Below are 18,513 nucleotides of genomic sequence, written 5' to 3'. Positions count from 1 at the left end.
CGTGAGTTTAGGCGCTCGGCCCCAGAGTGCCCTATCCCGACGTCAGCACCGCAGCCTGGGCCCGTGTCGACGGATAGCCCATCAGCTCTTTCGCCGCCTCGTGCTGATCGGTGATCCGAGCCGCCAGAGGAGCACGCGGCAACTCCCGGAGCTCGACGTCCCAGGCGGGGAATCCTCCGGTCAGCGCCCCGGAGGCCTGCATCGCCGCGCCCTTCGCCACGTACTCGTCGGCGTCGGGAACGGCCACCGGCATCGAGACCATCTCCGCCAGGATCTGCTGCACGGCCGGGCTGGCGGCCGCTCCACCGATCAGGAGCAGCCGATGCACCGGCACGTCGCACGCCGCGAGGCTGCCGAGCATGGCGACCTGGCCGGCGAGCGTCCCCTCGATCACGGAGCGTGCGAAGTTCGACCGGGTCAAGTTGTCCAGCGAGGCGTTCAGAAGGGTGCCACGCGCGTGCGGCAGGTCGGGTGTGCGCTCACCCAGGAAGAACGGGAGCAGGGTGAGGCCGGCGGCACCCGGTCGCGCCTGCAACGCCAACTCGGAGAACTCGTCCAAGGAACAGCCGAGCAGGGCCGCCCCGACCTCGAAGTTGCGGGCGGCGTTCAACGTGGCCACCAGCGGGAGGTGGTCGCCGGTCGCGTCGGCGTAATTGCAGACGTATCCGTCGTAGTCGTGCACCGGATGCGCGGACCGGGCGTAGACGACCCCGGACGTGCCGAGCGACAGCACCGCGTCCCCCTCGGCCAGTCCGAGGGCGAGCGCGGCCGCGGCGTTGTCACCACTGCCCACTCCGATCGGAATGCCGGCCGGGATGCCCGCGATGCCCGCTCCGGTGTACCCCGACCTCTCCAGGGGTCCGAGGATGCGCGGCAGCACGACGGTCTTCCCGAACGCGTGCTCGAAGAGATCCCGTGTGTACTCGCCCGTGTCCGGCGACCAGTAGGCGGTGCCCGACGCTTCGGACCGGTCGGTGACGAGGTCGTCGAGATGCCCGTCACCGATGCCGTGACCCATCAGCCGCCAGGTGAGCCAGTCGTGCACGACGGCGACCGCCTCCGTACGGGCGGCGGCGGCGGGATCGGCGTCGCGGAGCCACCTGACCTTGGGAGCGGTGTCGGAGAGCGTGAGGGGGATCCCGGTGCGGCGGATCCACTCCTCGCGGCCGAGTTCTTCGTTCAGGGCCACCATGGCGGCGTGCGATCCGGTGTCGTTCCAGAGCGGGGAGTCGCAGACGACGTTCCCGGCGCCGTCCAGGAAGACCGGTGTGTGCTGCTGCCCGCTCACCGAGATCGCTGCGACGTCCGCGAGGCCTCCGGCGCGTTCCACTGCAGTGAGCAGGGCGGTCCACCACACCTCGGGATCGACGACGGTCTGGGAGGGGTGGGAGGCGCTGCCCTGGCGCAGGGACCGGCCGGTGACCAGGTCACGCACCGTCACCTTGCAGCTCTGCGTGGAGGAATCGATCCCGGCGACCAGCGTCATCGACCGGCTCCTTTCAGGGTGTCCCACAGGGGGAGGACGTCATCGCGCCAGACGGCGAGCTTCGCCGAGCGGCCGGGATCGGGAGCGACCTCGTGCGGGTCGGACCGATCCCACGAGCGCGGCCCCGCGGAGGCGAGGGCCTGGGCGCCGGCCGACACCACCTCGGGGAAGAGCGACACGCTCAGAGGTGCCTCGAGCAGGTCTGCTTTGAGCTGGAGCCAGAGCGGGTTGCGCCCCGCGGGACCGATCACCTTGATCCGGTCGGGACGCTCGGGGAAGAGCGCGAGCACCTCGTCGAACTGCAGGACCATGCCGAGGAAGGTGCCGAGGACGAGCTCGTCGAGGGTGGTGGCCGTGCCGATGCCGGCGATGAATCCTCGAGCCCGGGCATCCTTGTCGGGCGGCGGGCTTCCGCGGAACTGTGGAAGCACGAGCGGGCAGTCGCTCGGTACCAGCTCACCTGCGAGGTACCTGCCGTGCACCCGCTCGATCACGGCGGCGAGTGCCGTGACATCGAGTCCGAGCATGCTCTGAAGGGTCGCGAACGCGGAACCGCCGGTGGGGATCGAGGCGAAGAGAGTGAAGTCCTCGCCGCTGCAGGCGAGGCCGTTGGCGAGTCGGGTGAGCTCGGTGGACTCGTCGGTGCTGGGAGAGTCGCGAAGGACGAGCAGGCCCTCGGTCGTGCCTGTCGAATTGAGCAGTTCACCCTGCCTGAGACCGGCTCCCGCGGCACCCACGATGTGGTCGTGCCCGGACACGTGGACCTCCACGACACTGCTCAGTCCCGCCGATCCGGCGAATGCCGCGGTCAGGGGTGAGCCCTCGGCCGCGTTCCGCAGCGGCGCGAACGTGCCGACCGGCACTCCGAGGAGGCCTGCGATCTCCGCGGACCAGGCCCGTCGCCTGAGGTCGAGGGCCATGGTGCGGCTGGCGAGGGACGGCTCCGACCAGCGCTCGCCGGTCATCCGCGCCGCCAGGAACTCGGAGACGTTGAGCCAGAGAGCTCCGGCTGCGGCGGAGCCGGCCTGCTGCAGCGACCAGGCCGTCTTCGAGAGTCCGTAGTTGGCATTGGCGGGCAGGCCGGTGACCCGATAGATCGCGTGTCGCTCGCCCGGCCCGAGGGCCGCGAGGAGGGCGGCCCCGCGCTGGTCGTGCCAGAGGATCATCGGGGACGCCAACGTCCCGTCCTCGCGCACGAGCCCGCCGGACTCCCCGACGCCGGTGATCGCGATCTTCCTCACGGCGGCGCGCTGCTCCGCCGGGAGACCGGCGACGAACCGGATGATCAGACCTTCCAGTGCGGCGACGTCGTAGATCTCGCCCCACGGGTCCGACACGGTCGGAGTGGACTGCCGCCCGGAGGCGAGGAGGGCACCGGTCTGATCGAACAGGCAGAGCTTCACGCTCGTGGTACCCACATCGATCGTGATCGTCGACAGCATCGGGTGGCTCCTAGGCGACGGACGGGTTGAGCGTGCGGATCCGGGCTTCGACCACCTCGGAGATGGCCTGCACCGCCGATGTCGACACCCGGATGAGCGAGACCTCCTGGGGATTGGCGATGTAGGCCTCGCCGAAGCTCCGGATCATCGCATTCCTCAGGTCGCTGGCGACGTTCACCTTCACCACGTTGTACTGGTGCAGCCGGCCCAGTTGCTCCGAGGGGAGTCCGGACCCGCCGTGGATGACGAGGGGGACCGGGCTGGCGTCGCGCACCTCGGCCAGCAGGTCGAAATCGATGCTCGCGTTCGGGACGTAGCCGTGCTGGTTGCCCACCGAGACGGCCAGCATGTCGACTCCGGTCGCCTCGACGAAGGCGGCGACCTGTGCCGGGTCGGTGGTGGCGGCGAACTCGGGAGCCACGTCGTCCTCTTTGCCGCCGATGCTGCCGAGTTCGGCCTCGAGCGCGAGTGAAGGTGGCGTGAGCTCGCGAGCTCGTGCCGACGTGGCGACGTTGTCGTCGTAGGACGCCTCCGAGTCGTCGATCATGATCGACGTGAACCGGGCGGCCAGCGCATCTTCCACCGATCGGATGCTCTTGCCGTGGTCGAGGTGCAGGGCGACGGGCGTGCTCGTCGATTCGAGGCGGCGCGCGACCATGTCGAAGATGTACTCGTAGCCCGAGAGCGCCACGTTGGTCGGCGCGACCTGGATGAAGGTGGGGACGCCCACTCGCTCGACAGCGTCGATGATGCCCATCGTCGTCTCGAGATTGGTTGTGTTGAACGCACCCGCGACCAGACCGCGGGAAGTGCACTCCTGGATCACGTCGATGCCGGAGACCAGAGCCATGGGATCACTCCTTGTGTGAGGCGACAGCGAGACGCTGCTCGAGGGCCAGAGTAAGCGCAAGGCGTCCGTATTGTCGAGTCTGTCCGTACAAACCGGTCAAAACGAGACAAAAGTGGCGAAACGGGTTTACAAAGCAAATTTTCGCGATGTATGTTCCGTACGTACAATCCGTACTACATTGAACGGATGGGCCGGCGCCCCGCCGGAGACGTACCAAGTCCTGCCACTTCAGAGAGGAAGTCTGCAATGCGAACCGCAGCCAAGACAGGAGTCGTCCTTGCCGGCCTGACCGCGAGCGCCCTGATGCTCACCGGATGTTCCAGCGAGGGAACGACCGCGATCAGCGCCGACACCGACAAGGCCGACATCCAGCTCAGCTACTCCCAGCCGCACACCGACCCGTTCCAGAATGCAGAGAACGTCGGCTCGATGCAGCGCTTCGAGGAGCTGGGCTACGGCACGATCCCCGCCACGAACGCCGACCGTGACGCGTCCCAGCAGCTCACCGACATCCAGACCCTCATCAACAAGGGGGCGAAGGGTCTCGTGATCTCGGTCGGGGATGCCGACGCGATCGTCCCGGCCATCGAGTACGCCAACGACGCCTCGGTGCCGATCGTCGCGATCGACGAGGCTCCGGCATCGGGAAAGATCGCCATGATCGTCCGCGCCGACAACGTCAACATGGGCGCCCTGGCCTGCGAGGAGATGGGCACGCGGGTCAAGGCCGGCGATGCCGTCATCACGCTCGACGGGGATCCCGTCACCTCGAACGGGCGCGATCGCACCAACGGGTTCAACGACTGCATGGCTGAGAAGTACCCCGATGTGAAGCTCGTGAACGTCGCCACCGAGTGGGACCCGGCCAAGGCCGCATCGGGCATCGAGACCGCGATGAACCAGTACGACAACATCGCGGGCATCTACAACCAGAGCGACGCGACGTTCTTCCCGACCATCCTGGACACCCTGGACTCCCTGGGCAAGCTCATCCCCGTCGGACAGGACGGCCATGTCGTGCAGGTGTCGGTCGACGCCAGCCCGATGGCGATGACCGCGATCCGCGACGGCTGGCTCGATGCCGCCGTGGCGCAGCCGATGACCGACTACATCGACTACGGCGTCGACTACCTCACCCGAGCCATCGGCGGGGAGACCTTCGAGGCCGGCGACACCGACCACGGAAGCGTGATCGAGGAGCGGAACGGCAACCTGGTCGACCTGCTCCCGACCCCGGTCGTGACCGCGGACAACGTCGACGACCCCGAGCTCTGGGGCAACAAGGAGTTCGCGCTCGAGGCCTTCGGGGTCTCGAAGTAGAACCCAGGGCGGGCCGATCATCCGGCCCGCCCTGGTCCGCACCCCCGGCAACCCGAACGACCGGATCCCGATCCGAGACGGAGACGTCATGACCACCACTTCACCGAGCACCGTGCCTGCCATCCGGATCGACGGTGTGAGCAAGACCTACGGGGCGACGAAAGCGCTGAGCGACGTCTCCGTCTCGGTGCTCCCCGGCCAGGTGCACGGCCTCATCGGCCGTAACGGGGCGGGCAAGTCGACGCTGCTCCGGATGATCACCGGCCTGGAGCAGCCCGACACGGGGTCGCTTCAGTTCTTCGGCGAACCCGCCCCGGCCGCATCAGACCCGAAGGCGTGGCAGCACCAGGTCGCCTGTGTCTATCAGCGCCCGTCGGTCTTCGCGAATCTCACCGTCGCCGAGAACCTCTTCGCGGGACGACTTCCGACCCAAGGGTTGAAGGTCTCGTGGCGGACGATGCAGAGCGAGGCCGAGCGGATCCTCGCCGCCTGGAACATCAATCTGAATCCGCGCACGCTGCTGTCCGACGCCCCGATCGAGGAGCGCCAGATGCTCACGATCGCCAAAGCCCTCGAGGCGGGCAGCCGCATCGTGCTCCTCGACGAACCGACCGTGCAGCTGGAGGGGGCGGCGATCCGGCGACTGTTCGACAAGGTCCAGGAGCTGCAGCAGTCGGGCGTGACTTTCGTGTTCGTCTCGCACTTCCTGCGAGAGGTGACTGCGATCTGCGACTCGGCGTCGGTGCTCCGCGACGGGAAGCTGCTCTGGTCGCGCACCGGTGACGACATCCGGTCCGACGACCTCGTCGAGGCGCTCCTGGCCGGGCAGGAACAGCAGCGCCATCGTGCCGACACCAAGTCGATCGCGCTGGCCGGCTCCCCGGCCCTGTCGCTGAAGGGTTTGGCGGACAAGGGCGGAGCCTTCACGGATGTCTCCTTCGACGTCTCACCCGGTGAGCTCGTCGCCATCGGTGGCAGCGGCGGATCGGGCAAGTACGCGGTCGGTGAGGCCATCGCCGGACTCCGCAAGACCTCGGGCGGCGACATCCTCGTCGACGGAGACAGGCTGGCGACCGGCAACGTCAAGACCAGCCAGCGCGCCGGCATCGGGTTCGTCCCCGCCGACCGCCACCGCGACGGCTACGTACCGCAGCTGAGCGTGGCCGAGAACATGACCATGGGCATCATGGACCAGGTCGCGCCGGCCGGGGTGTTCTCGCCCCGGCACCGCACCGCGATCGCCAATGAACTGATCCAGGACGTCGCCCTGGTGCCGCCGAACCCGGCGCTCGCGGTCTCGGGACTGTCCGGAGGCAATCAGCAGAAGGTCGTGCTGGCGCGCGCGCTCGCCCGGAAGCCCCAGGTCCTCGTGCTGATCTCGCCCACGGCCGGCGTCGACATCGCCGCGAAGGACGCGATCTACGCCTTGATGCTCCGCGCGCTGGCCGAGGGCGTGGCCGTGGTGCTGATCTCGGACGACGTGGAGGAACTCCTCGTGAGCTCCCGCGTCCTCATCATGCGAGAGGGGCGCGTCGCCGCCCAGCTCTCGGAGCCGATCGAAGAAGACATCGTTAGAGCCATCGAAGGCCTGGAGTGAACCCCATGACAAACACCACCACCGCCGCGCCGCGCATCGGCGCCCCTGCACCGAAGAACCGGGCCGTCGGCAGCATCGTCCAGAACGTCCGCGAACTCAGCGTGCTGCCCGGCCTCGCGATCGTGATCGTCGTGGGGGCGCTGGTCAGCCCGGCCTTCCTCTCGGCGGCCAATCTGACGCTGATCCTCCGTCAGTCGGCCGAGCTCGGCATCGTCGTGATCGGTCTGACGTTCATCCTGCTCACCGGCAAGCTCGACATCTCACTCGAGTCGACAGTGGGACTGGCGCCGATGGTGGCCGCCTGGCTCGTCATCCCGGCCGCGGTCGGCGGTCTCGGTACCGAGATCGACCCGCTGCTCGCCATCCTCATCACCCTGGTGATCGGAGCCGGCATCGGGCTGTTCAACGGGTTCCTCGTCGTGAAGGTGAAACTCGATCCGTTCATCGTGACGCTGGCGATGCTGATCCTCCTGCGCGGAGTCACGCTGGGGATCAGTCAGGGCAAGACGCTGGCAGGCCTGCCCGAGGCGTTCCGCTACATCGGATCGGCTCGCTGGGCCGGTGTGCCCGCAGCGATCTGGATCACGGCCATCCTGTTCATCATCGCCGGGCTGGTGCTCCGCTACACCTCCTGGGGTCGGGCGCTCTACGCCATCGGCGGCAACGCCGATGCAGCCAAAGCGGCCGGTGTGCGGGTGGATTTCGTGCTGATCACGGCCTTCGTGGCCGCGAGCACCCTGGCCGCCTTCGCTGGCCTCATGCTCGCCGGCCGACTGGCATCCGTCACGAGCGGAATGGGGGAGAACCTCATCTTCAGCGCCCTGGCGGCGGCCGTGATCGGCGGAGTGCAGCTCACCGGAGGACAGGGCCGCATCATCGGCGCCCTCATGGGCGTGCTGCTGCTCGGCACCCTCACCAACGTCCTCACCCTCGCAGGTGTGCCGACCTTCTGGATCAACGCCGTCTACGGCGCCGTGATCCTCATCGCCCTGCTGGTCGGCCGCTTCGGCGCCAAGCCCGGCCTACGCTGACCCTGAACGAAAGGACCGCAGATGTCAGAGTTCCGTGAGATCAGTTCGACCGTCGTCGAGGAACTGGGGGAGGTGTTCCGCCGGGTTCCGCTCGACAACATCGAGGCCGCGCTCGACGCCCTCGAGAAGCATCAGCGCATCTTCGTCCTGGGCATCGGTCGCGAAGGCCTCGGTTCCAAGGCCTTCGCCATGCGACTCACGCACTTCGGGAAGACCGTGCACTGGGGCTGGGACGACACGACGCCGGCGGTCACCGCCGACGACCTCTTCATCATGCCGACCGGGCCGGCGAACATCCCGCACCTGCACTACATCGCCGAGCAGGTGAAGAAGACCGGCGCGACCCTGCTGGTGGCAACGGCGATCCCCGACGGGCCCACCGCTCAGCTGGCCGACATCGTGCTCACCATCCCCGCGCACACCTACGGTGCCGAGGGCGACGTCGTGCCGACCATCCAGGCCATGGGCAGCCTGTTCGAGCAGTCGCTCTGGATCTTCTGGGACGTGCTCTACCTCATGCTCGTCCGCCGTACCGGCGCACGGTTCGAGGACCTGGTGGCCCGTCACCGCAACTTCGAGTAAGGGCGGAGCGTCAGGGGCTGACGCGGGCGAGCCGCCCGTCGAACCCCACCACGTCGCCCGCCGCGAGCTGCCGCCCCCGCCGCAGCTCGACCTCGCCGTTGACCGTCACGTACCCGTCGGCGATGACCTCCTTGACCATCCCGCCGGTGTCGAGCAGCCCCGCGAACTTGAGGAACTGCCCCAGCCGGATCATCTCCCCGCCGATGGAGACGTCGTCGATCGGTGCCTGCTTCGCCATGCGGCCAGGCTAGCCGACCGCCGCGGCGCCGTCAGCCCGCGGCCGGTCGCCCGGTACCACTGCGCGCGGGCGACGGGCGGCGGTGCGTCAGCCCTCGAGCAGGGCCAGCACGCCGACGGCGCCGAGGGTCGTGACGGTGGTCCAGAGCACAATCGCGACGGCCTGCCAGAGCAGCACCCAGCCCTTCGCGACGCCCGTCGACACCAGCACCGCCGAGGTGAACTGGGTGGGCAGGGCGAGTGGGCCCAGGATGCTCGCCCCGGGAACCCCGAAGCGCACGAGGAACCGCTTGAACCGCTGGACGCCCTTCGACTCGGGCTTCGGCTTCGGCGTCGTCTCGGGCTCCGTCTCGGCGGTCTCACCCGGGCGCCCGCCCACCGGCACCGGGGCGGCTGCCCGAGCGGCGGCCGCCTTCCGGGCGCGGCGTGTGACGACGGCGGCACGGATGCGCGCCCCGAAGAACACCACGACGAAGACGGAGGCGAAGTTGCCCGCCGCAGCGGCGAGCGCCGCGACGACGGGATTCAGGCCCGCCCACACGCCGAGCACGGCGGCGAGCTCGCCCTCGACGAACGGGATCACCCCCGCCAGCGCGACGAGAAGGGGCTGCACGATGACGGGCACGTGCGACATGGCTTGTTGGAAGAACGCGATGACGTCCATGGTCTCTCCAGAGGATCGGTGTCGCAGGCGCGACGAACAGCGCTGCGAGTCCCGCAGCGTGGTGGGGGAGGTGGTGTCAGCGGGTACCGGCCACCAGTGCGGCGATCAGCGCGTTCGTGACGACCGCGGTCATGGTGCGGGTGACAGCGGCCGCGGCGGCGTCCGCCGCCTGGTCGCCCTGGGCGAGGGCCCTGGCCCGGGTGGCCGTGTCGGTCGACCACGGGATCTCGGGGTGCAGCACGGGGAGCGCGCCGCTCGCCGAGACGAGGGCGGTGACGGCGGCGATGCGTTCGCTCGGCGCCTCACCGTCGACGAGCACGGCACGGATGGCGGCGATCAGCTCGGCGCGTCGGCCCGAGCCGCCTTCACGGAGGGAGGCGGTGGGGATGAGGCCGAGCATCCGCTTCTCGACCCGGTCGAGGTCGCCGCGCCCGACCAGGCGGTCGAGCAGGGGCCCGCGCAGGGTCGGACCGCTCGCGGCGAGCACGCTCTGCACGCCGCGCGGCTTCGTGGCGACGTAGTCCCAGGCGGGACGGAGGAGCTCGTCGTCGGGGCGCTCGCCGGTCGCGCTGACGAGAGCGCCTCGGAGGCCCGCATCCTGCACCGACGCCAGGCCCCGCTGGCCCAGCTCGGTCAGCACGGCGCCTCCGAGCACGTAGAAGAGGGTGTTCTCGCCGGCGATGGTGCCCGACGAGGGCTGGAAGAGGACGAGGAGGACGTCTTCGGCGATCAGCCGGTCACCGGCGGCCGCTGCGGGGTTCGTGGGGGACATGCCTCGAGATTAGCACACTGTACTAGTACGGTGTGCTAACTTCCCGAAATCCATTTAGACTCGACGCGGAGGTCTACATGGAGAGCACGCGCGACCGCATCCTCGCCTCGGTCACGGCGATGATGCGCGACGGCGTCGAGCGCCTCAGCGTGCGCGCGGTCGCCGCCCACGCCGGGGTCGGCGCGAGCACGCTGCGCCACTACTTCCCCACCCAGCGCGACCTCATCAACGCCGCCCTCACCGCGACGTACGACGCGGCGATGCCCGACGAGCGCATCCGCGACACAGCGTTGCCGCCGCGTGAACGGCTGCGCGAGTGCCTTTGGCGACTGTTCGAGCCCTTCGGCACGAACGACGCCGATGCCTTCGCGGTCTGGCAGAGCCTGTTCCAGGCGTTCCCGGGCGCCGACACGACTCCGGATGCGCGCGCCGGCTACGACCTGATCGTCTCGCAGGCCGAGCGCCGGGTGGGTGCGTGGCTCGCCATCCTCGAGGAGGAGGGTGTGCTGCCGCCCGGCGACACCGAGCGGCGCGTGCACCTGCTGCTCACGGTCGTCGACGGCCTCTCGATCGAGCGCGCGCTGCCGCACCGCCCCGACTACCTCGTGCATCAGGCGGCGACGCTGGCGTTCGCGGTCGACGCGGTGTTCGACCTGCCGCGCTCCTAGGCACGGAGCATTGTCTCTCCTGATCGCGCGGATGTGAATCCCCCTGCGGTCGGCTGGGCGCGTCCCTAGGTTGCTGCTCGAGCGGATGGCGCGGGACGAGCTCGTCACCGAGCATCTCGCCACCCACGTGATGCCGCTGTCGCAGGGGCCCGAGGGCTACGAGCTGTTCAAGGAGAAGACTGACGGATGCGTGCGGGCGGTCTTCCGGCCGTAGACCTCTCGGCGCCGCGCCCGCGCTGCTCCCTCTAGGCAGCGCGGGCGGCGTCGGCGAGGTGCCGCATCGCGCGGACGGACCGCGCCACGTTGCTCGGCGAGATCGCATCGTGACCGTAGCCCGCGCGGGTCTTGAGGGCGAGGAGCGTAGTGAGGTGCCGCGCACACGCCGGTTCGGCCCGCTGCAGGTGCTCGATGGCCTCGTGGTGGTTGCCGCTCTGCCAGTAGTAGCCGAGGCGGCGCAGGCAGATGACGTCGGAGGCGGCGATGCCGGCATGCACGGCGAGGGTCACGACCGCGTCGCGCAGCTCGTCGTCGTCGGCCAGCTCGAGGAGGATCTCGGTGGCCTCGACGAACTGGCGCATCTTCGTGGTGCGACCGTCGATGACGGCAGGGTCGCGGTCAACTCGCGACATCGCGGGCCCGCGATCGGCCACCGCGGCGCAGGCGGCTGCGGAACTCGGCGGCGTCACCGGCCACCGTGACCCCGTCGCGTGCGATCTCAGCGAGCACGCGCTGATCGGCCATCTCACCGGCGACCTCGTTCTCACCGTAGATGAGCGGACGGACCTCGTTGCCGGTCAGCAGGGACACCTGCCGGGCGAGCAGGTGGGCTTCGACGTCGAAGGCGTCGACATCGGCTTCCTCGGCGCGCTCCAGGTAGATGTCGATGTCGCTGTCCTCCCGCATGGTGCCGGTCGCCGCCGAGCCGAACACGGCGGCGTAGACCGGGGGATCGGTGAACGTGTCGGCGATGAGGATCGAGGTGCGCTCCCAGAGCCGGGCCTTCGCGCCGACGATCTCGCGGATGGCCGGGGCGAGGATGTGCTCGGGGTTGAACGCGTAGATGGTGAGCTTGCCCGCCGGGCTGGCCACCACGGTTCCCTGAGCGGTCAGTCGCAGCACGCAACTGCGTACGCCGGCGTAGGAGTTGTCGGTCGACCGCGCGATCTCGGCGATGCTCATCGATCCGTTCGCTCCGACGAGGGCCTCGAGGACCGCTCCGTCGAGCGAACGCGTGACGGCCAGGAACGGGGACTGGATCTGCACGCTCACCTCTCGCTGCTTCGTCGGTTGTGATGATTTTCCATCACATCTGACGAAATAACAATAGATAGCGTGACGCCGCCGCGCCGTTTGGGGTCAGCGGCGGAAGTAGGCGTTCGCGCTGCGGGTGTAGAGGAGGATGATGCCGAGGAGGGCCAGGGCCGCGTTGATGACGCCCTGCCAGAGCGTCGACGGCACGGCGACGAGCGTGTAGACCGCGCTCGCGAGGTTGAGGGCCAGCACGATGGTCGTCAGCACGCGGGCGAGCTGGCTGCCGCGGAGGAGGGCGGCGCCGACGACGATCGTGATGATGCCGAGCACGATCGACACGATCGCGCCGGTCGTGAACGACCCGGCCGAGACGCCGTTCACCTGGGCCGTCGTCGAGGCGGTGATCAGGCCGATGACGCCGCCGATCAGCTGAAGTGCGCCCGAGATCCAGACGATCACGGCCACGAGGGTGACTCCACCAGGACGCTTCATGTTTCCTCCCCCTGAGCCGGTCGGGCCCGGCTGCTGGCATCACCTTAGTGCGACCGGGTACTGGCCGAGAAGAGCAGGGCCGTAGGCGGCCATCCGGGAGCGGCGGTGCCCGCCGGGCCGCGTACGGTGGTGGGTGCCGCGACAAGGGAGGAGCATGATGACGACGACCACCCAGCTGGGCCCCGCCGACCTCGAGCGCCGCGCCGCGCTCCGGCGGATGAAGGTGCTCGCCACGAGCCTGCTCATCGTCTCGGCCGTGATCTTCGCCGTCGCCTTCGCGCTCGAAGACCGGTACCCGTGGCTCGGCTACGTGCGCGCCGCCGCCGAGGGCGCGATGGTCGGCGCCCTCGCGGACTGGTTCGCCGTGACGGCGCTGTTCCGGCACCCGCTGGGATTGCGCATCCCGCACACGGCGATCATCCCGAACCGCAAGGACGAGATCGGCGTGAGCCTCGGCGAGTTCGTCGAGGAGAACTTCCTTTCCGACGAGGTCGTGCGCAGCAAGCTGGCGACCTTCAGCGTGGCTGACCGGCTCGGCGCCTGGCTCGCCGACCCCGCGAACGCCCAGCGCGCGAGCACCGAGGGCGCCGTTATGGCGCAGGGCCTGCTCCGCTTCCTCAGCGACCGCGACGTCGAGAGCCTCATCGAGCGCCTCGCCCGCGAGCACCTGTTCGAGAAGGAGTGGGCGCCGGCCCTCGGGCGGATGGGGTCCGAGCTCGTGGCGGCCGATCAGCAGCGGGCCGTCGTGGACGCGCTGGTCGAGGCGGCCGAGAAATGGCTCGCAGAGCATCCGGATGCCCTCGGAACCGTCGTCTCGACCCGCATCCCGCGCTGGGTGCCCGGCTTCGCCCGCGACTTCGCCGACGACCGGGCGCACCGTGAGCTCACCAAACTGCTGCAGGCGGTGAGGGAGGACCCCGAGCATCCGCTTCGCCTGGCCATCGACGGCTACCTCGACGACCTCACCGACCGGCTGCAGCACGACCCCGCGATGTCGCAGCGGGTCGAGCAGATCAAGGCCGAGTTCCTCGAAAGCCCGCGCCTGCGCTCGTTCGCCGGCCAGCTCTGGGAAGCGGCCAAGACGACGCTCGCCGAAGCCCTGGCCGACCCGTCGAGCGAGCTGCGGTCGGCGGCGACGTCGGCGCTGGTCGACCTCGGGGCGCGTCTTTCCAGCGATCGGATGCTCGCCACCAAGATCGACGCGTGGATCGCCGACGCGGCGGGGTATGCGGTGCAGAAGTACCGCCACGACCTCGCGTCGGTGATCAGTGACACGGTGCAGCGGTGGGACGCGCGCGAGACGACGGAGAAGATCGAGCTGCAGGTGGGGCGGGATCTGCAGTTCATCCGCATCAACGGGACGGTCGTGGGGGCGCTCGCGGGGGTCGGTATCTTCGCGATCGCGACGGGGGTGCACGCGCTGCTCGCGTGAGCGTGAGCGTGACCCTGACCCTGGGGCTGGAGGGCTCTCGCGGCTAGGCTCGCCGCATGGCAGCCCGCATCTCACACACGACGATCGACAGCCGCGACGCCCTGGCGCAGTCGGTGTTCTGGAGCGCTGTGCTCGGTTTCGCGGAGGACCCCGACGACCCGAACGTGCCGGGCGACGACGAGTGCATGATCTTCTCGAGCGACGGCACGCAGCGGCTGCTCTTCATCGAGGTGCCCGAGGCGAAGGAGCTCAAGAACCGGCTGCACCTCGATCTCGAGCCCGAGGCGGGGAGCACGCGCGACGAGGAGCTGGCGCGCCTGCTGCAGCTCGGTGCCCGGCAGGTCGACGACCGCCGCCGATCCGACGGCTCGGGCTGGGTCGTGCTGGCCGACCCCGAGAGCAACGAGTTCTGCATCCTGCGCAGCCGGGCCGAGCGGGGCGCCTAGCCGCCGCTGGGCTGTGGGGCGCTCGCCGGGCGGGACTCTTCGCCATCGCGAGGGGTGTGCACGCGCTGCTCGCGCGAGCGGCCGCGCACTGACCGGGTGACGGTTCGCTCGGCTACCCACGTCGGGGGGTGCTGCGCCTCTGGTCCCGCGTCGGCGACGCTGACACACTGGGGGCCGATCGACGGGCGACGCGCGCCGAGTCGTCACAAGAACGGAGCGGCACCGTGCCCGAACGACGCCCATCACTCGCCCGACGACTGCTCACCGGTCTCGGAGCACTGGCCCTCGCCTCGGCCGCGCTCGTCGCCGTGCCGACCACGGCGCAGGCGGACGAGCTGCCGGTGGCTCCGATCACCGAGGCCCAGGCTGCGGCGGTCTCCGAAGCGCCTCTTCAGCCCGACGTGCCGATCACCGCCCCTCCCACCGGGAGCTTCGGCCAGGACGTGCAGTTCGAGCGGTTCAACGATCCCTTCGAGCCGGGCGGTAGGCACCTCTCGTACCGCATCAGCGTGCAGAGCGACAACACGGTGCTCCTCCAGATGGGGAGCGACTGCCTGCAGGTGATGCCCTCTCCGTTCCCTCAGGGCCAGCTGTGGGCCGCGCAGTGCCAGAACGTCCCCACGCAGAAGTTCTACTTCGTGCCCCAGAACCACAACCCCACGTCGGCGCCGAAGATGGATCGCGGTGGGCAGTACTTCTACGTGGTGAGTGCGATGACGCACCAGTGCGTCTGGAGTGCCAGCGGTGGCCTGAACTTCACGGGGGACTTCCTGCGCGAGACGCCCCAGCTGAAGACCTGTTCCGAGGGTGACCCGGGCCAGGAGTACCGAATCTATAACGAAACCCCCAACCCCGATGGTATCTACCGCGAGTGGGGCAACATCCTGAACCTGGCCACCGCCTACGCCTCGTCTCATTGCGGTGAGGATGCGAAGAGCTGCACCATCGCCGCCGCGGGTTCCGCAGCCGGGTACGAGCCTCAGGATCCCTCCGCGCTCTCGGCGCTCGGTCACATGACCTCAGGGAACTTCGGCTGCGGAACGGCGTTCGGCAACATGGTCCCGCAGATCCAGAACAGCAACTTCGACCAGACCCTCACGATCGGTGTCGGCACCTCGAACACGGTGAGCAACGGCCTCGACCTGAAATTCTCCGAGGAGATCCACGGCGACGCCGAGTACATGTCGAAGGTGCTCGACGTCTGGGGCTTCACACTCAAGGGTGGGTTCAAGTTCGGCGGCGAACAGGTCATAACCCACGCCGACGCCCAGACGCGCACCGGCTCGCTCACACTGCCCGTCAAGCCCCGCAAGTGGCTGATGTCGACCTGGACGGGGAACGTCTGGACGATGACCGGAGATTGGCAGTTCGCGAAGAACATCGACGTCCTCGACTCCGCGCACCGCTCCATCTCGTGGAAGGTCAACTCAACCGGCAGCTACCCGGTGAACGTCGGCGCCGCCGACGTGATGAAGCTGCGCGTCGTGGGCCAGAACCACGGCAAGAACTGCAACGCCGGGCCAGAGGCCACCCTGAGTGCCGGATCGAAGCCGGTGATCACGGACGCCTCGTCCTGCACCTCGCCGACGACCCCCAGCGCGACCGTCGCGGTCGGCACCGTGCTGCGGGCCTGTCCCGGCTCGTGGGACGTGCCTGCGTCCGCTGGAACCACCGACCCGATCTTCGAGTACCAGTGGTACGTGACCGACGGCGACGGCAAGGAGGCCCAGGAGATCGCAGGAGCCACCGATTCGACATTCACCGTGCAGAAGTCCACAGGGGTGACCCGGTTCCTCGGCGTCGAGATCGTGGAGGCCGGAACCCCGGACAGACTCCAGTCGGATGCCGTCCGAGCCGTTCCACTCGTGACGGTCGGTGCGACGACCGGTGCCTCGGCGTCGGCGGCAACGGTCTACCCGACGAATTTCGCGGGCACCACCGACGACGCCCGACGCGGGGAGGCCTACCGCTTCGACCTCGTCACGAACGAGGGGAGCGCGATGGAGCTGGGCGTCGCATCCGGACTTCCGGACGGTCTGACGTTCGACCCCGCTACGGGCGTCATCAGCGGCACCCCGACCACGCCTGGGCAGTACAGCGTCACCGTGACCGATACGCCCTCCGACGGCGGGGAGCCGCAGGAGCAGACCGTCGTGCTCTACGTCCACGACGTCGCCGCGGCCTTCGGCGACGACCGGGACCTGACCTCGACCGTGGGCTCGGCGTTCTCCGAAGCGCTCGTACCGGAGGTGCCGTCGGGCATGGAACTAGAGGTCGTGCAGGGCGAGCTCCCGGCCGGACTCTCCCTCGACCCGGTCACCGGAGTGCTCAGCGGAACCCCGACCATCGGGGGACGCTACGAGTTCTCCCTCATGGACGAGGAAGCACCCGAGACCTTCGCGTCGTACTCGATGACAGTCTCGGAGGTCCCGACGACCTTCCGCGGCACCGCGCTGCCGGGCGCGACCGTCGGCGCTCCGTACAGCGCCGACCTCGTCGAAGCCCGTGGCACCCGTTCGAACTTCGGTCTCGCAGGAACTTCGGCGGGTCTTCCGCAGGGTCTCACGGTGAATCCGCACACGGGCACCATCACCGGCACGCCCACCGTCGCCGGTTCGGCCTCCGTCACTGTGATCGACTTCTCCGAACCGGCCAACGCCGTCTCGGTGACGGTGGACGTGGCGGCCGCCGGGTCCTCTCCGGCGCCCGAGTCGAGCGGCAAGGGCGGCTCTCTCGCGGCGACGGGTAGCCCCGTCGTGGCTCAGGTGGCGGGCATCGGGATGCTCGGATTCGCCGGTCTGGCGCTGCTCCTCGTCTCCCGGCGGCGGCTGCGCCCCTCCGGCCGGCGCTGAGAGGGCCAGGTCCAGGTCGAAGGCTGATCGCGGCCGGGCGGTCTGCGGAGCGACGTTGACCGGCATCCGCACCTCCGCCGTGCGTCCAGAGGCGCGCGGCGGAGGCGATCGGATCCCGATACCGGTCGACGCCAGGCCGGCTGCTGCCACACTTGCCTACGTGAGAACCTCCTACCCCGTCGTCGACGTTCTCCGCGCGAGGCACACGGGGTACCTGCTCGCGACGTCGCTGCTCGGCCGCCTCCCCGGCGCCATGGCCGCCCTCGCGATCGTCCAGCTCGTGCGCGCCACCAGCGGCGACTTCGCCTTCGCCGGCCTCATCACCGCCGTCTACGTCATCGCCGGCGCGGTGGGGCAGCCGCTTCTCGGACGACTGATCGACCGTCTCGGGCAGGTCGCCGTTCTGACCGTCAGCGGCATCCTGAGCTTTCTCGCCTTCACGGGCATGGCGCTGACCCTCGAACCACTGCCGGCGCTGGCGGTGGCGCTCGCCGCAGCCGCCGGGGTGTTCACGCCGCCCCTAGAGCCGGCGCTGCGGGCACTGTGGCCGCGACTCGTGGCGCCCGGGCCGCAGCTGAAGGCGGCCTTCAGCCTGGACGCCGGCGCGCAGGAGGTCATCTTCATCCTCGGCCCGCTGCTCACCGTCGTCGGCATCGCGGTGTTCGGTCCGGTCGGCAACCTGCTGTTCGCGGGCGCGCTCGGGTTGGTCGGCGCCGTCGCCTTCGTGCTCGACGCCGCCCCGCGCGCGGCCTCGAGGAGCCGGCAGAGTCGTGGCCCCCACCACCGTTCGCCCATCCTCATCCCCGCGGTTGCGCGCGTGGCCGTCTTCACATTCGGCATCGGTGTGCCCGTCGGCGCGCTGACCATCGTCGCGACGGCGTCCGAGGCGGCCCGCTCGAGCGAAGGCCTTGCAGGGTGGATGCTCGCCGTGAACGCTCTCGGAGCCCTCGTCGGGGCGACCGTCGTCGGCATCCGTCCGCTCGGTTCCACGCCGGCGCGCCTCCTCACCGTGTGCGGCGTGCTCCTCGCCGTCGGCTATCTCCCGCTCGCCGCGACCGCGCTCCCCACCTGGGCGTACGTCGTCGTCGCCGGCATCTCGGGGCTGATGCTCCCGCCGACGCTCGGCCAGGTCTTCGAGCGTATCTCCGAGCTCAGCCCCGCCGCCGCCCTCACCGAGGCGAACGGCTGGGTCGTCAGCGCCATGACGCTCGGGGTCGGGGCAGGAACGCTCGCGGCGGGGGTGGTCGTCGGCGCGGCCGGCACATCGATGGTGGCGTGGATCGTCCTCGGCGCTTCGACCCTCACGGCGCTCGTGTCGCTGATCGCTCTGCCGGGCAGGGCGACGACCCGCTAGCCTTCTCGACAACCGAACATCTAGCGTGAGCGGGTCG

At 69.5% G+C, this 18,513-nt stretch carries 19 protein-coding genes; 10 read left to right on the top strand and 9 right to left on the bottom strand.

The features are described 5' to 3' along the window. Positions 1 to 31 precede the first annotated feature (31 nt). From ITJ64_RS01520 to ITJ64_RS01510, 3 genes are read right to left on the bottom strand one after another with little or no spacing between them, the layout of a single operon-like run. Positions 32 to 1,486, bottom strand: coding sequence for an FGGY family carbohydrate kinase (locus tag ITJ64_RS01520; RefSeq protein ID WP_194679006.1), 1,455 nt, complete (start codon positions 1,484 to 1,486; stop codon positions 32 to 34). Then, positions 1,483 to 2,928 carry an L-fuculokinase gene (locus tag ITJ64_RS01515; protein WP_194679004.1) on the bottom strand — a complete coding sequence of 482 codons (1,446 nt, stop codon included), beginning with the start codon at positions 2,926 to 2,928 and terminating at the stop codon, positions 1,483 to 1,485. The genes ITJ64_RS01520 and ITJ64_RS01515 overlap by 4 nt, the downstream gene beginning before the upstream one ends. A 10-nt stretch (positions 2,929 to 2,938) precedes the next feature. After that, a complete protein-coding gene (locus ITJ64_RS01510) occupies positions 2,939 to 3,778 on the bottom strand; it encodes a class II fructose-bisphosphate aldolase (protein WP_194679002.1) in 840 nt (279 codons plus the stop codon). 246 nt (positions 3,779 to 4,024) lie between these two features. Here ITJ64_RS01510 and ITJ64_RS01505 point away from each other — a divergent pair, with 246 nt between their 5' ends. The 4 genes from ITJ64_RS01505 (at position 4,025) to ITJ64_RS01490 (ending at position 8,308) form a co-directional block, all read left to right on the top strand. Beyond that, positions 4,025 to 5,098 carry a sugar ABC transporter substrate-binding protein gene (locus ITJ64_RS01505; protein ID WP_194679001.1) on the top strand — a complete coding sequence of 358 codons (1,074 nt, stop codon included), beginning with the start codon at positions 4,025 to 4,027 and terminating at the stop codon, positions 5,096 to 5,098. An 88-nt stretch (positions 5,099 to 5,186) separates the two neighbouring features. Next, positions 5,187 to 6,695, top strand: a complete 1,509-nt coding sequence (locus ITJ64_RS01500; RefSeq protein WP_194678999.1) for a sugar ABC transporter ATP-binding protein — start codon at positions 5,187 to 5,189, stop codon at positions 6,693 to 6,695. Positions 6,696 to 6,700: 5 nt separating this feature from the next. After that, positions 6,701 to 7,726, top strand: coding sequence for an ABC transporter permease (locus ITJ64_RS01495; RefSeq protein ID WP_173183616.1), 1,026 nt, complete (start codon positions 6,701 to 6,703; stop codon positions 7,724 to 7,726). A 21-nt stretch (positions 7,727 to 7,747) separates the two neighbouring features. Next, positions 7,748 to 8,308: an SIS domain-containing protein gene (locus ITJ64_RS01490; protein ID WP_194678998.1), complete on the top strand. Its 561-nt coding sequence runs from the start codon at positions 7,748 to 7,750 to the stop codon at positions 8,306 to 8,308. A 10-nt stretch (positions 8,309 to 8,318) separates the two neighbouring features. Here ITJ64_RS01490 and ITJ64_RS01485 read toward each other — a convergent pair whose 3' ends face one another. The 3 genes from ITJ64_RS01485 to ITJ64_RS01475 form a co-directional block, all read right to left on the bottom strand. Continuing rightward, positions 8,319 to 8,546: an RNA-binding S4 domain-containing protein gene (locus tag ITJ64_RS01485; RefSeq protein ID WP_173183618.1), complete on the bottom strand. Its 228-nt coding sequence runs from the start codon at positions 8,544 to 8,546 to the stop codon at positions 8,319 to 8,321. Positions 8,547 to 8,633: 87 nt separating this feature from the next. Further along, positions 8,634 to 9,209, bottom strand: a complete 576-nt coding sequence (locus ITJ64_RS01480) for a small multidrug efflux protein (protein ID WP_194678996.1) — start codon at positions 9,207 to 9,209, stop codon at positions 8,634 to 8,636. Positions 9,210 to 9,285: 76 nt separating this feature from the next. Continuing rightward, on the bottom strand, positions 9,286 to 9,981 hold the full coding sequence (locus ITJ64_RS01475; RefSeq protein WP_194678995.1) for a GPP34 family phosphoprotein: 696 nt from the start codon (positions 9,979 to 9,981) through the stop codon (positions 9,286 to 9,288). 77 nt (positions 9,982 to 10,058) lie between these two features. Between ITJ64_RS01475 and ITJ64_RS01470 the strand changes: the two genes are divergently transcribed. Together ITJ64_RS01470 and ITJ64_RS01465 are read left to right on the top strand one after the other, a co-directional pair. Next, a complete protein-coding gene (locus ITJ64_RS01470; protein ID WP_194678993.1) occupies positions 10,059 to 10,649 on the top strand; it encodes a TetR family transcriptional regulator in 591 nt (196 codons plus the stop codon). A gap of 70 nt (positions 10,650 to 10,719) precedes the next feature. Next, complete coding sequence (locus ITJ64_RS01465) at positions 10,720 to 10,863, top strand: hypothetical protein (protein ID WP_228507618.1); 144 nt, start codon at positions 10,720 to 10,722, stop codon at positions 10,861 to 10,863. A 31-nt stretch (positions 10,864 to 10,894) separates the two neighbouring features. Here ITJ64_RS01465 and ITJ64_RS01460 read toward each other — a convergent pair whose 3' ends face one another. The 3 genes from ITJ64_RS01460 to ITJ64_RS01450 form a co-directional block, all read right to left on the bottom strand. Beyond that, entirely contained in the window at positions 10,895 to 11,278 is a 384-nt protein-coding gene (locus tag ITJ64_RS01460; RefSeq protein WP_228507617.1) for a hypothetical protein, read from the bottom strand. Further along, a complete protein-coding gene (locus tag ITJ64_RS01455) occupies positions 11,265 to 11,918 on the bottom strand; it encodes a nucleotidyltransferase domain-containing protein (protein WP_194678991.1) in 654 nt (217 codons plus the stop codon). The genes ITJ64_RS01460 and ITJ64_RS01455 overlap by 14 nt, the downstream gene beginning before the upstream one ends. 87 nt (positions 11,919 to 12,005) lie before the next feature. After that, positions 12,006 to 12,392 (bottom strand): hypothetical protein, encoded by a 387-nt coding sequence (locus tag ITJ64_RS01450; protein WP_194678990.1) that lies wholly within the window; start codon positions 12,390 to 12,392, stop codon positions 12,006 to 12,008. A gap of 157 nt (positions 12,393 to 12,549) precedes the next feature. Here ITJ64_RS01450 and ITJ64_RS01445 point away from each other — a divergent pair, with 157 nt between their 5' ends. The 4 genes from ITJ64_RS01445 (at position 12,550) to ITJ64_RS01430 (ending at position 18,476) form a co-directional block, all read left to right on the top strand. Beyond that, positions 12,550 to 13,824, top strand: a complete 1,275-nt coding sequence (locus ITJ64_RS01445; RefSeq protein ID WP_228507616.1) for a DUF445 domain-containing protein — start codon at positions 12,550 to 12,552, stop codon at positions 13,822 to 13,824. A 56-nt stretch (positions 13,825 to 13,880) separates the two neighbouring features. Further along, positions 13,881 to 14,270 carry a VOC family protein gene (locus ITJ64_RS01440; protein ID WP_194678987.1) on the top strand — a complete coding sequence of 130 codons (390 nt, stop codon included), beginning with the start codon at positions 13,881 to 13,883 and terminating at the stop codon, positions 14,268 to 14,270. A gap of 224 nt (positions 14,271 to 14,494) precedes the next feature. Further along, positions 14,495 to 17,122: an Ig domain-containing protein gene (locus tag ITJ64_RS19230; RefSeq protein WP_194678986.1), complete on the top strand. Its 2,628-nt coding sequence runs from the start codon at positions 14,495 to 14,497 to the stop codon at positions 17,120 to 17,122. 160 nt (positions 17,123 to 17,282) lie between these two features. Then, positions 17,283 to 18,476, top strand: a complete 1,194-nt coding sequence (locus tag ITJ64_RS01430; protein ID WP_194678985.1) for an MFS transporter — start codon at positions 17,283 to 17,285, stop codon at positions 18,474 to 18,476. The last annotated feature ends 37 nt before the right edge of the window (positions 18,477 to 18,513 follow it).

The organism is Herbiconiux sp. VKM Ac-1786 (assembly GCF_015350805.1).
Taxonomy (GTDB): domain Bacteria; phylum Actinomycetota; class Actinomycetes; order Actinomycetales; family Microbacteriaceae; genus Herbiconiux.
Note: the sequence above shows the minus strand (reverse complement) of the source record. Positions and strands in the feature narration are given on the sequence as shown.